The 13739-nt window shown below is 40.7% G+C and carries 12 protein-coding genes; 3 read left to right on the forward strand and 9 right to left on the reverse strand.

The window, feature by feature from the left end:
- Positions 1-71 precede the first annotated feature (71 nt).
- The 8 genes from BM386_RS08045 to tpiA form a co-directional block, all read right to left on the reverse strand.
- Positions 72-917, reverse strand: a complete 846-nt coding sequence (locus tag BM386_RS08045) for a DpnII family type II restriction endonuclease (protein WP_091692540.1) — start codon at positions 915-917, stop codon at positions 72-74.
- A 1-nt stretch (position 918) separates the two neighbouring features.
- The gene (locus BM386_RS08050) at positions 919-1995 is read right to left on the reverse strand and encodes a DNA adenine methylase (RefSeq protein WP_211482892.1); all 1077 of its coding nucleotides are present in this window, start codon (positions 1993-1995) and stop codon (positions 919-921) included.
- Between the two features lie 72 nt (positions 1996-2067).
- Positions 2068-3591, reverse strand: a complete 1524-nt coding sequence (locus BM386_RS08055; protein WP_091692541.1) for a GH3 auxin-responsive promoter family protein — start codon at positions 3589-3591, stop codon at positions 2068-2070.
- On the reverse strand, positions 3591-4328 hold the full coding sequence (gene lptB / locus BM386_RS08060) for an LPS export ABC transporter ATP-binding protein (RefSeq protein WP_091692542.1): 738 nt from the start codon (positions 4326-4328) through the stop codon (positions 3591-3593). The genes BM386_RS08055 and lptB overlap by 1 nt, the downstream gene beginning before the upstream one ends.
- A 1-nt stretch (position 4329) precedes the next feature.
- The gene (recJ, locus tag BM386_RS08065; RefSeq protein WP_091692543.1) at positions 4330-6054 is read right to left on the reverse strand and encodes a single-stranded-DNA-specific exonuclease RecJ; all 1725 of its coding nucleotides are present in this window, start codon (positions 6052-6054) and stop codon (positions 4330-4332) included.
- A gap of 103 nt (positions 6055-6157) precedes the next feature.
- Complete coding sequence (locus BM386_RS08070; RefSeq protein ID WP_425285303.1) at positions 6158-6364, reverse strand: hypothetical protein; 207 nt, start codon at positions 6362-6364, stop codon at positions 6158-6160.
- A 171-nt stretch (positions 6365-6535) separates the two neighbouring features.
- Positions 6536-7366 (reverse strand): 50S ribosomal protein L11 methyltransferase, encoded by an 831-nt coding sequence (prmA, locus tag BM386_RS08075; RefSeq protein WP_091692545.1) that lies wholly within the window; start codon positions 7364-7366, stop codon positions 6536-6538.
- A 6-nt stretch (positions 7367-7372) separates the two neighbouring features.
- Entirely contained in the window at positions 7373-8134 is a 762-nt protein-coding gene (tpiA, locus tag BM386_RS08080; protein WP_091692546.1) for a triose-phosphate isomerase, read from the reverse strand.
- Between the two features lie 72 nt (positions 8135-8206).
- Here tpiA and BM386_RS08085 point away from each other — a divergent pair, with 72 nt between their 5' ends.
- Positions 8207-8722 carry a regulatory protein RecX gene (locus tag BM386_RS08085; protein ID WP_091692547.1) on the forward strand — a complete coding sequence of 172 codons (516 nt, stop codon included), beginning with the start codon at positions 8207-8209 and terminating at the stop codon, positions 8720-8722.
- A 181-nt stretch (positions 8723-8903) separates the two neighbouring features.
- On the opposite strand, the gene crtD is transcribed toward BM386_RS08085, so the two are convergent.
- Positions 8904-10376 (reverse strand): 1-hydroxycarotenoid 3,4-desaturase CrtD, encoded by a 1473-nt coding sequence (gene crtD / locus BM386_RS08090; protein WP_091692548.1) that lies wholly within the window; start codon positions 10374-10376, stop codon positions 8904-8906.
- A 499-nt stretch (positions 10377-10875) separates the two neighbouring features.
- Between crtD and BM386_RS08095 the strand changes: the two genes are divergently transcribed.
- Together BM386_RS08095 and BM386_RS08100 are read left to right on the forward strand one after the other, a co-directional pair.
- On the forward strand, positions 10876-12846 hold the full coding sequence (locus tag BM386_RS08095) for a hypothetical protein (RefSeq protein WP_091692549.1): 1971 nt from the start codon (positions 10876-10878) through the stop codon (positions 12844-12846).
- Positions 12847-12896: 50 nt separating this feature from the next.
- Positions 12897-13682, forward strand: a complete 786-nt coding sequence (locus tag BM386_RS08100; protein ID WP_170857059.1) for a DUF2490 domain-containing protein — start codon at positions 12897-12899, stop codon at positions 13680-13682.
- The last annotated feature ends 57 nt before the right edge of the window (positions 13683-13739 follow it).

Consider the following 13739-nt stretch of genomic DNA (forward strand, 5'->3'; position numbering starts at 1 on the left):
AAAAAGATAAAGTTAGAAGAATAACAGAGCCCGGGGATAAATCACCGGGCTCTGTTACTTCAAGCAATTTTCTAGTCTATCGATAACTCGATTTTTAACTGAGTCAAGTCTTCAAGCAGCTCCTGTTTCATTTTCTGAGTGTATATCCGGTAAATATCACCTGAGTTTTGAAACTCTACCAATCTCTCAAAATCCCGAAGCCGTGCAGTCCATGTGACGCCATCAGTAACTAACAAAAAATAGGTGTCATTACGCTTTTCACTGATTATTTTCTGAACATCACCAATTACATCACTTTGCTTACTTCCAGTAGCCCCATAGGCCTTAACTTCAATCACGATGCTTGGTTGTTGGGTTGAAGGGATACAAAAATCTGCTTTTGCTGTGCTGAGTCCGTTTGAACCAATAAAGCTTTTCCGTATCTCGAATTTATCAAAAACCTCCCCAACAATAATCTCAACAAAATCTTCTAGATTCTTTCCTCTCGTTTGACCTTTTATTGCACTTCCTCTTCCCATCTTAAGTCTTTCTTGAATTATATCCTTCCAAGAATATTTCCTTGAAGACATCTCGTTAATCTTCCGAACAAGTCCAAGTTTATTAAGAGTTCTTGTATATCCGCTTGGATCAAACCTGAATGAAGTTTTTCCATACCCTTTCGGGTTCTCAAAGAAGATGGCTTTTAAGGTCTCCGTAAACTCATCTTTTGATTGTTCGAGAATAATGCGAAAAAGTGTGATAGAAACTTCAAAATCCTGTTCAAGTAACAAACTAAGGTGCTCTTCTTCTAGATCCCCACTTTGCTCCAAATTGTTTAGGTAATCAATGAATTTAATTGCAAAAGCATCTTTCCAATCTGTCACCACTTCACCTAAATCTGCAACCAATTGACTTTTTGTCTGTGTATGTCTTCTCATATTAGCCCTGACCAATAACTAAATATTCATTTACATTTGATCTCAATACGGAAGAATGATTACCAAAATGATATTTATGTGGCTTTGTTTTGACTTCAACATCATCTTTATGATTTTTCATAATACTAACCAAAGTCTCTAAATCTGGATAGGCGTTTGAAGAATAAGAAAGAACTAGAGTACTATCGGAAAATTTATCAAACATCTCTTCAAACGCTTGAATGGCAGTCTTTCTATAGGAAAAAGGAGTATGTTTTTTCTTAATTTTTTTCACTTTCGTGTTTTCCATGATTTCTTCACCTTTCCAATATTTAGATAAACCTTCCAAAAAGTGGTATCTTTTTACATAACAGTTATCATCTGAAGCAGGAACATAGGGAGGATCCATATATACCAGATCAGGTTTATACATTTTACTACCGAAATCGAAAACATTCAGGTTAAATGAAGCATTTTCTTTATGGTTATCGAATACCACTTCATTATAGATCGCTACTTGCTCTACAAAATGCTGCCTCATTGACAATCGTAAATCTCTTCTCCCATCATTGTATCGATCTAAATTCCCTGAAATTGTAAATACACCACGAGGTTGCTTCTTTAGGCAGGATCTGAATAAGGCAGCATAGGCTAAAGCTCTTTTATACTTAGAGCCTATTTGACCAATGTTTGATGAAATTTTATCTAAAAAAAGTAGATCAGCTTGGTCATAGAAAACATCTTTGAAAGTTCTTTGGATAAAATCCTCTGACTTCACATCCATATCAAGCAAAATGGACATATCATGAGCATTGATTTTGTCAGTATTATTTTCAATTACTCCCTTAGAAATAACTGAAGAAAAATTTAAAAAATCATTAGAGTAAACTTTCTTGTTCATCGATTTCATCATGTACGATACTACACCAGATCCTGAAAAGGCATCCAAGGCTGAATCAAAATCTAAACCCTCCAAAGTTTCGTGAATCCAATGAACTAGTTTGTTCTTGCTTCCCATGTATCTCATTAAAGGATACTTAGATACTCTATGCTCAACAGAGATCTCTGAATCAAATGGAAATAGCTGCAAGTCTTGCATTTTAACTTTTACGTTTGCTCTTAGTAATACTACAATTTAGAAGTTACCTTATTCTAGCTTCCAATCAAAAAATTATACCAGCAACATCCCCAATATCTCATCCAGGTATTCTCTGGAATTGGAAAGTCTTGGTACTTTATGCTGTCCTCCCAGCTTCCCTCGTTTACGCATCCACTTTTCAAATAATCCATGCGGTGCATGATGGATGATTGGTTCAATTAATGCCAGCCCTTTGTGTCGCTTAGCATCGTAATCGGAATTGATTTCTCTCAAATGCTCGTCCAAAAGCCTGTCAAACATGGCCGGATCTGATGGACTTTTCTGAAATTCCACGATCCATTCATGGGCTCCTTTTGATCCAGATCCGTCAAAATAAACTGGTGCTGCAGTAAAATTGGAAATCATAGCATCTGTATGTTCCGCTGCGAATTGAATAGCTTTTTCAGCATTTTCTACAATCACTTCTTCACCAAATGCATTGATGAAATGTCTGGTTCTTCCGGATATCCTGAAACGATAAGGAGTAGTGGAAGTGAACTTCACCGTATCACCAATTTTATATCTCCAAAGTCCACCATTGGTGGTAATCACCAACGCGTAATTCTTTCCAACCTCTACTTGAGACAATGGAATCACTTCCGGATTTTCACTATCCCACTCTTCCATGGAGATAAATTCATAGAAAATCCCGTAGTCCAAAAGCAGCAATAACTCATCAGAATCTTTCTGGTCCTGAATTCCAAAGAATCCTTCAGATGCATTGTATGTTTCCATGTAACGCATCTTTTCCGAAGGAATCAGCTCCTTAAAAAGACTTCTATATGGACCAAAAGCAACCGCACCGTGGAAAAATATCTCCAGATTTGGCCATACTTCTGTGATGTTTTTGGCTTTCTTGAGCTCTAAGACTTTTTGCAAGAGAACGATGGTCCAGGTTGGAACCCCAGCCATACATGTCACATCTTCGTCCATGGTCTCTAGAGCCATTTTTTCAATTTTGGCTTCCCATTCTCCCATCAGGGCAGTTTCCTTGGAAGGAGTTCTGACGAAATAAGACCAAAACGGCAAGTTCTCCATGATCACTGCAGAGATGTCTCCAGCTCTTGCGGTTCCCAGAGGATTTAAAGGATTTTGATCAAGAGTCCCACCAATCGTGAGGGTCTTCCCGGCAAACATCCTGGAGTCAGGGTAATTGGCCATGTAAAGCGCAACCATATCCTTTCCACCTTTATAATGACATTCTTCTAGGCTTTCATGGGTAACTGGGATGTATTTGCTTCGACTTGCGGTAGTTCCGGAGGACTTCGCAAACCATTCTATTTCTCGATTCCAGATCACATTATCCTTCCCTTCCATCGTTTTGTCGATGAATGGCTTGAAGCTATCATAGTTTCTTATGGGAACTCTCTTAGCAAAATCAGCATAGGATTTTATCTCCGAAAATCGATGTTCAATACCAAAATCTGTATTCTTTCCGGCTTCCAGAAGCTCCTTAAAAATTGCCTCTTGAACGGCAATCGGATTTTTCTTGAAATTTTCGATTTGACCTAGGCGACTCTTGAAAATCCAAGTCATAAGGGAATTCAGAACCGCCATTAATTAAAAACTTTTCGTTTCAACTCAAAATTAGATCCTAAATACACTTTTCTTACTTGCTCATCGGCTGCCAATTCTTCTGCTGTTCCTGCTTTAAGAAGCTTCCCTTCGAACATCAAATAAGCTCTGTCTGTAATAGACAGCGTTTCGTTCACATTGTGATCTGTGATCAAAATGCCGATATTTTTTGTTTTTAGCTTCGCAACGATAGTCTGGATTTCCTCCACAGCGATAGGATCCACACCTGCGAAAGGCTCATCCAATAAGACAAACTTAGGATCCACTGCCAAGGCTCTAGCAATCTCAGTTCTTCGTCTCTCACCGCCGGAAAGTACCATTCCAAGGTTCTTTCGCACGTGAGTCAAACTGAATTCTTCCAGTAAACTTTCCACTTTTTCTTTGCGCTCCTGTTTTGGCATTTTGGTCATCTCCAACACGGCCATGATATTTTCTTCTACTGAAAGCTTACGGAAGACAGAGGCTTCCTGAGCTAAGTATCCTATTCCCAGCTTTGCTCTGCGGTACATTGGCAAACTGGTGATATTATCATTTTCCAGAAAAATTTTGCCTTCATTCGGCTGAATCAATCCCACGATCATATAAAATGAAGTGGTTTTCCCAGCTCCATTTGGTCCCAGAAGTCCTACAATTTCACCTTGACTAACCTCCACAGAGATGTCATTCACCACCCGGCGACCTTTGTAGATTTTTACTAAATGTTCGGCACGAAGAATCATATCAATCAAATTTGATGTCTTTCACGTAGAGTTGCAAACTACTCTTATCGCGAAATACATTTTCCCGCATTTCTGCAACTATATCAAATCGCATTTTTCCGCGAAGCATATTTACTGTCGTCAAGTCAGGATCCTTTGCCCGATCTGCCATTCCAAATCCCAGACAAACTGGTGTAGTCACTTGACCATCCTGTACTATTTTGAACCTCAGATGTTTATCCTTAAGAACAGTCACATCTTCAGCATAAACATTCGCAATTCGGAAAATCGGTTCGGTATTTCCTGGCCCAAAAGGCGCCATTTGCTTCAAGATATTATAAAACTTGTAATTAATCTGATCTAAAAGCAATTCATCGTCAACTTCTATCACCGGTTTCCGATGAACTTCCTCGATTCTACTCTTCACCACCGCCTCAAATTTCTCCTGAAAAGCTGGAACATTCTCCACGGGAAGCGTCAATCCCGCAGCATACATATGGCCTCCAAACTGATCGAGCAGATCTGCGCATTCTTCTATAGCTTCGTAAATATTGAAGTCCACCACAGATCTCGCACTTCCGGTTGCTTTGCCATTGGACTCCGTCAAAATAATAGTTGGTCTATAATATTTCTCAATACAACGACTTGCCACGATTCCAATTACACCTTTGTGCCAATCTTCCTTGAAAAGCACAGTAGAATTCCACTCCACCAATTCTTCTCGGGAAGCGATCATTTCGAATGCCTCCTTGGTGATATTCTCGTCAAAATTCCTTCGAGTGGCATTTACTTCATCCACCACTTTCGCTCGCTCCATAGCGCCTTCCAAATCGGAAGAAATCAGTAATTCAACAGATGCCTTAGCATGTTCCAGTCTTCCGGAAGCGTTAATTCTTGGGCCAATTTTGAAAACCACATCAGAGATCCCAATGTCTTTTTCCAAATTACTGCTGAGCATCAAAGCTTTCAAACCAGGTCGTGGGGTATTATTCAAACGATCTAGTCCGTAATAAGCAAGAATTCTGTTTTCTCCTGTGATCGGAACGATGTCAGCCGCAATACTCACTGCCACCAAATCAAGATAAGCATCCAGCTGGGAACTGTCTATGCCACGCTTCATTGCGATAGCCTGGATTAATTTGAAGCCAACTCCTGCGCCACTTAATTCCTTGTAAGGATAATTACAATCAGAGCGCTTGGCATCCAGAACCGCCACCGCAGCAGGGAGTTCATCACCAGGCGTATGGTGGTCACAAATAATAAAATCAACGCCTAGCTGAGTCGCCAAAGCCACTTTCTCAATGGCTTTGATACCACAATCCAACGCTATAATCAGTTTGATATCATTTTCAGCAGCAAAGCGAACTCCTTTTTCCGAAATACCATAGCCTTCCTTGTAGCGATCAGGAATATAGAAAATCACATCGGGGTAGAAGGTTTTTAGAAAACCATACATCAGCGCCACCGCCGTAGTACCGTCCACATCATAGTCTCCATAGACCATGATCTTTTGTTCTTTAGCAATTGCTTCCTGAATTCTATCTACCGCCTCGGTCATATCCTTCATCAGAAAAGGATCGTGAAGCATCACCAGCGATGGACGGAAGTAGCTCTTTGCTTGCTCAAAACTCTCTACCCCCCGATTAATCAGCATATTGGCCAATGTCGGATTGACATTGATCTCTTTGCTCAGCTGATCTATTGCCGGTTGTGAGGTTTTGGGCTTTTGTTTCCAGAGGTACTCCATGAAGCTAATTTAGTAAACTAAGTTTCTTTTGATCTTATAAATAAAAGTATTGGTTCTATAATCGACTATGGTAGCCTAAAAGTTTACTTCGAAGCAAAAAAAGCTAGCCTTTTGCCTTCTTATATTTTCCCCAAAAATAGGCTGGGAAAATAAGTGCTTTGAGTTTCCAATCATTTTTCTCCGACAAAGTCAAGCTGGAGTCCTCATGCACAGCACGATACATTTTCCCTGCAAAAAGGCAATGGCCAATCAGCAATACAAAAACTACGGCGTAAATAATCAATTCGGTCATTTCAGGTAATGCGTTCAATGTGGTAAAGACAGAAGGTTTTGTGGCATCTTGGAGTTACTTGATCCTTTCTGGTTTTATTTACGATTTTCGAATTGCGATTTACGGCCAATATGTGAGAGTTAAATTTCACCTCACTTCTGAGCCTGACTGATGTAATTTTCTAATGTCTTGAATCTAATGTCTAACGTCTTATCTAGCTTTCTTCAAAATCAACGCCGCCCAATTGTCCTTACTTTGCTGAGAAATCAATTCCAGGCCAAGAGGCTTTGCGCAAGCATCCAAATCTTCTATATCCTCAGTGTAAAACCCGCTAAGAAGTAAAAAACCCTCAGATTTCAACAAATCAGCATAGATGCTCATCTCGTCCAAGAGTACATTCTTATTGATATTGGCTAGGACGATATCGAATTCACCCTGGGGATTTACTTCTCTGATCGTACCCAGCTCCATTCGGGTAGTGAGTCCATTCAGGTCGAAATTCTCATTTCCATTTTCCACACACCAATCGTCTATATCAAAGGCTTCGATTTCACTGGCTCCGAGTAAATGTGCCATGACAGCCAAGATTCCTGTTCCAGAACCTACATCCAATACTCGCTTGCCTTGATGATCGATCTGACCTTGATGTCTTAGCATCTGAAATGTGGTCGCATGATGCCCAGTGCCAAATGACATTTTTGGGTTGATCACTATTTCGTGCTTGAACTCAGGCTTACTTGGGTGAAAAGAAGCTCGAACATAAACCAGATCATCCACGGCGATGGGATCGTAATTTTTTTCCCACTCTTCATTCCAATTAACCTTAGGCATTACGCCCTCTTCCAAAGTGATTTCAGCATCCACTTTATATTGGGCTATCACTTCATCGAAAGCGCCTCGATCAAAATCTGACTCCAGCGTATAAGCATCGATTCCCTCCTCAGTTTCGAGGAAGGAATCAAAGCCTATCATGGATAGTTCTGCGATAAGGATTTCCCGGAATTGCTCCAGGCAGGTGATTTTAAACTCCAGGTAATCCATTTTTTATTAGAATGATTTGATAATATCCACGAAATCACGCGACTTCAAAGAAGCTCCACCGATCAATCCGCCATCTACATCTGGCTTCGCAAAAAGCTCCTGTGCATTCTTTGGGTTACAGCTACCTCCGTAAAGGATTGACGTGTTGTCAGCGATATCTTTTCCGTACTTAGTAGCGATGTGTCTTCTCAAAGCTGCATGCATATCCTGCGCCTCCTCAGAACTTGCAGTTTTTCCAGTTCCGATAGCCCAGATTGGCTCATATGCAATCACGAGCTTCGAGAAATCCTCAGCGCTCAAATCAAAAAGACCTTCAGTCAATTGGAACTTCACATTTGATTCGTGGGTACCTGCAGTTCTGATCTCCAATGATTCTCCACAGCAAAAGATAGGAGTCAAGCCATTAGCCAAAGCAATTTTCACTTTGGCAGCAAGCGTACTATTGCCTTCTTTGAAGTACTCACGGCGCTCGCTATGGCCGATGATGACAAATTGTGCTCCGAATGAGGCTAGAATCTTTGCAGAAACTTCACCGGTGAATGCTCCAGCTTCTTTATCAGAACAATTCTGAGCTCCGATAAAAACACCTTTTGCTTCACCAATCAGTTTTTTAACAGGGAAAATATGTGGAAAAGGAGGATTTAGCACCGCGATGGCATCGCCTGAATGCTCGTCCTTCATCATATTTAATATTTCGGAAGTAAGGGTCTGACCTTCTTCGAAAGTCATGTTCATTTTCCAGTTGCCGGCTACGATTTTCTTACGCATAGTGAGTTTTGAAAATTTAATTAGGTTTGATAAAAAAGGGATTCGATCTAATTTGGTTTAAAATTACAGAAAATGTCCAGTTGGGGAAAGTATAAGCCAAATGAGTCAGCAAAAAACTCTTGGTCGGAGGAAGAAGCTTTTGAAAAGCTCACCACTTACTGCGCGTATCAGGAGCGCTGTCCGTGGGAAGTAAAGAGGAAACTCTTCGAAAAAGGCATTAAGGACGAACTTGCGGAAAAACTAATCGCTGAGTTAACCTCAGCAGAATTTGTGAATGAAGAACGTTACGCGAGGTCTTTTGCCAGAGGCAAATTCAGACTGAAAAAATGGGGAAGGAACAGGATCCGGATGGAATTGAAGATGCGTGAAATTCCAGAAACATTAATTCGAAAAGGGCTGACAGAAATCGATCCTGAAGAATATTACGATACGCTTCTGACCCAAACGGAGAAAAAGTGGGAAAGTACTCGAGAACCAGACACCTACAAAAAGAAATTCAAAGTCACCCAGTATTTAATGAGTAAGGGATATGAGATGGATTTGGTGAAGGAAGCGGTTGAAAGCTTGATTAGTGATCAGTCGCAGTAGATGGTCGCATTTTCGTAGGTTTTACAGCTTTAGCGCAAGGTCTTCAGACTTACTTCATTGCAGTCTTCAGACTGCCTCTGATTGTTTAAACTGATAGCAGTCGAAGACTTCAATAGAATATGTCCAAGTCTGAAGACTTGAACAAGTGTAGGAAGTATAAACTGCAACTGAACCCTGCCTACTAACTTTCCACCATCTCACTCATAATCTTCGCAGAAAGCAAACAAAGCGGAATCCCTCCACCCGGATGCACGGATCCTCCACAGAAGTATAGATTTTTGATCGAGGAAGAATAATTCGCGTGGCGAAGGAAAGCTGCAAACTTATTATTTGAACTATTCCCATAAAGAGCTCCTTGGGCTGAGGAAGTCTTGGACTCGATAGTACGTGGATCTAGAATTCCCTCCACTTCGATTAGTGATTCTACATCAGTTTTCAGAATCCGGTTGAGCTTATGAAGAATATTTCTTTTTGCTTCTGCGATCATTTTATCCCAATCCTGCCCTTGATTATTCGGGACGTTGATCATGGTAAACCAATTCATGCATCCTTCTGGAGCGTCGTCTGATTTGTGCGTGGAAGTAATATTTAGATAGATCGTAGGGTCATCGTAGATCGTCCCCTTTTTGAAAATATGCTCGAATTCCAGCGCATAGTTATCTGAGAAGAAAATATTATGAAGGTCGAGTTCAGGAAAATCACGCTTGATTCCCCAGTAAAAAATCAGTGCAGAACTAGACTTGGGTTGCTTGAGCAAAAGTTTGGGTTGCTTCTCCTCTTTCAGGATGGTCTTGTACGCGTTGACCATATCCATATTGTTCACCAGCAGATCAGCGAACTGATCTTTCCCCTTTACTCTAATTCCTGATGCCTCTCCATTTTCCACTAGGACCTTTTCTACTTTCTGTCCAAAATGATAATTCACGCCAAGTTCTGTAGAAAGTTTATATAAACTCATCGTGATGTCATGCATTCCTTTTTTCGGGAAAAACGCACCGATATTAAATTCCAGATGGGGAATGATATTCAGCGTAGCCGGAGTCTCATAAGGGTTTGAACCGTTATAAGTTGCATAGCGATTGAAAAGCTGCACCAGCTTTGGGTGGGAAAACTGCTTCCGATTCGCCTCATTCATGGTGGAGAAGATTCCCAATTTCCCCATTCTCAGATAAGACTTAAGCGCCTGGGGATTTGTCCAGGTATCCAATTGATGAAGCGAGCGATTCATAAAGAGTGGCGCAAGGCTATCGTAGATAAATGCTGATTTCCTGAGTGCTTCCCGGATGTTTTGTGCTGGCTCACCTAATTTCGTCTGCACTTCCTCTGCAAAGCGGTTGATATCGGAATAGGCTTTCAACCTAGTGCCATCTTCCCAGAAATACTGGCAAGCCACATCGAGTTTTTCATATTCAAAGTAGTCTTTGGGGTTTTTCCCGGCCAACCGGAATAACTCATCCACCTGCTCTGGCAGGGTGAAAAGCGATGGCCCGGCATCAAATCTATACCCTTCAATTTCTATTTCAGACAGCTTTCCCCCTGGATAGGAATTTGCCTCGAAAAGTTCCACTTGAAAGCCTTTTAAAGCTAAGCGAATGGAGGAAGCTATGCCGGCAATTCCCGAACCTATGATTATGGCTTTTTTACTTGATGACATATCTGTAAAACTAGGAACTGAGAAGTTCTAAAAAAGTTAAAAAAAGAGAAATAGTAAATCGATTTGACACTTCAGCTCAAGTTTGAGTTCAAGAAGCTGCATTGGGGACTTTTATACTATATGAATGGGAGGAAGATGACCTTTGTTAAAGTCAATGGAACTGAAGACCTTCAAAAAAGCAGATAATCATCAAACTACCATTAAAAATGAAAGCATCTGTAATAAGGGAAAAATCAATGATAGTGGAAGTTCAGTGCAATTTGAGGCAAAAAATCCCTCATTATTTATAACTTTCGCAAACTTCAGTGATTTTAATTAGAGATAAACTAAGATGATTTTTAGTTTTTTCCGACTCTATTAACGGTTGGGTTCTCTTAATTTTTAATAAACCCAAAGAATATTCTGCTTGATTTGTTTATGCCAAAATTTGCAGTTTGAATTGTTCTATCCGTACACCATTCTCTGCAATTTTGGCAGGCTTTTCGTAAAAATAGATTTTATGAGCAAAAAGATTTTGGGCCTTTTAATCTTTCTTGTATCCGCTCAGACGGGTTTTTCACAAGATACGCGGCCGTACAAAGGGGGCTATACCTTCAAAGGTCTCAGAGGTACTGCCGAACTTACCTATACCTTGGATGAAGAGATGGAGCCAATTCTCAATGGCCCCTTTACCTTCAATTACAATAAAATGGACAGTTTGCAAAACGGGCTATTTGTAAAACTGCAGGTCAAGGGCACTTACGAGGAGGATCTAAAAGATGTCGCTTGGTCTTATAATCAAGAGACCCATCAGATTTCCATACAGGATATACTCAACCGTGAGATTCAAGCTTCCTTAGCTTCCAGGCATGTAGAGCTAGAAGCAAATTATGAAAATGGCAGCTTAGAAGGCCAATGGGATTACTTGGAAAAAAACTGGCAAAATAACGAGTACCTAAACCTATTTGAGGCTCAAGATCTTACTTTTCGAAAAGACAGTTTGCAAGGCTCCGTAAAACTTATTTCAAGCAATCCAGAAAAGCAGTATCAAATCTTCGGGCAGGTCAATAAAGAAGGTTTGATGGAAGGGAACTGGGATTTTTTCTATCCCTTAGATAGCGCAGTGACTATTCACGAGACCAGACGGTACGAAAAAGGTTTTCTCATCGGCCTTTCTAAAATGAATAACTTAAGCAATGAAAAACTCGATGAGGTGGTTTTTTACAACGCTATTGTAAAACTAGACTCCCTCAATCAGGGATTTGAAGTGGATTACCGAGTGTCCAGTCAAGCCTTTGGACTAATATTCAATGATGGATATACCGAAAACAGTGATGAGTTTCGTGAGCAATACTTGGGAACTTCTCTCTTACAAGATGCACTGAGCCGGATATTACAGTTCGAAGAAGATTTCTTTTCTGAAGATGGGTCGCTGGTTAAATATCCCTTGGCTACCCGCAGATTTGTGTACGCAGTCTCTGAAGAAGATCAGATTCGCTACGATGAAATAATTGATTATTTCGATCGATTGAAAGCTCAGTCCAGTCAAAAGGCACTTCTAGACTTCCTTTCTCTAAATCAAAACACCTCGGACTCTTTAGCTTTCACAGCGGCATACGTAGATTACCTTAATGACAAGATCCAAAGTTATGAGCAGGTGATAGGCCTGCTCCGAAATGGAGAAATCAAGTATTTCGATACTGAGAATTACGTACAGGATGGATTGAATTTCCTGCACCCAACAGAAGAAATTACCTATACTTATAACACCGATCTTCATGAGAAAACCCTAGAGTTCCCTGAGCTCTCCGAGCAAAGAAATCTGGGAATTGACCTGCTTGCGCATATAGAAACCGAATGGGAGTTTTTTGAGCAAACTCTGGGCTTCATTCAGCAACAGCAAATCAATTTCAGACAGACTAATGAACTGGATGTCCTGGAAGAGCGAATTTTATCTGAGAGAAAGCTCGTAAACGAAATCAAGGACTCCATAAACGTAACCTCAGAACGGCATCAAATTTTGTTGGATTCTGTGCATAAGCATCTGAGTATTGACAATTATCAAAGCCTTCTGGATGTGTATAATAACACGGAAGGGTTTTTAGAAAAAGCAGCCATAGGAGATGAACTTATAGAGCTATTTCTCTTCCAGCAGGAAAAGCTGCCCGAACTTGGCAGATATGAAAACCTGGGAAGTTTTCTCCGAAAGGAATTTACCGCAAAGACCCTAGATCCATTCACCTTTGAAACTGACTTCGAATATTTGAAGCAACAGGATCTCATTCAAGCAGCTGAGGAGATTATTGACTACGAACTAGATCTAATTACTAAATCAAAGGACTTCCGCGAAATACAGGCTCACCTGATCAATCTTGATGCCCTTGAATCCCGACTTTTGGAACTAGAGGGAAAGAATACCAAACGATTGGAAAGAAATATCCGCAAGGTGTCAGGAAATATCAATCAACTTAAAAAACTACTTTCCATATGAAGTGTGATTTTTTAATTCTTCTCTTGAAAAAGGTGATTAAGCCATTATGCATGGTATTGCTAATGGCATTTCCCATGGTGTCTATGGCACAAGAAGACCCTGATGAGCCGGAGGAGCGGATTACTTCTCGTAGATCCGAACTTTGGAATGGACTCTACACCAAGTACCGGATCGGGGAGAAGCTTTTCTATTACGGAGAGTACCACATACGGACACGGGATCATTTGATAGAAAACATGGCGCAAATCTATCTGAGATTCGGGCTAGCCTATATCATCAACAAGAATCTAGAAATCACCGGAGGAATAGTCACTCCATTCTACTGGGCTCCTCCTGAATACGCTGAACAAGATCAACCCTATGATAATGTCGTGAATCAGTTCAGGTTTTGGCAGCAGGCACTCTTTATCCAGTCCCTGGGAAAAGCTAAGCTATACCATCAGATCAGAACAGAACAGCGATGGAAAAGAGATTATTATGTTGGTTCTCCTTTTGAACTCTCCTTCCGCTGGCGCTATAAGATAGCATCCTACATTCCGCTGAATTCATACAAGTTCCAGCCGGGAACGTACTTCTTGTCGCTTTACAATGAAGTCTTTATCCAATCAGGAAAAACTATCGTCCGCAATCCCTTCGAAGACAACCGGGCTTTTGTGGGCATGGGGTATATATTGAATGAAAACATCCAGTTTCAAGTGGGTTATGCCAAAAGCTGGCAGCAACGAGACTCAGGTATCAATTACAACAATCGGGACTTAGTCCGCTTTTCAGTGTATCACAACTTGGATTTCACTAAGAAGAAAAGTCCTCCAGTGGACTTTCAGCCTGTTTTTTAACCCGGAATAGCATAAAAGGAATTTTGTTAAAAGTCAGAGTCAATGTAGCGACTTTGG

It is taken from the genome of Algoriphagus locisalis, from assembly GCF_900116615.1.
GTDB lineage: Bacteria > Bacteroidota > Bacteroidia > Cytophagales > Cyclobacteriaceae > Algoriphagus > Algoriphagus locisalis.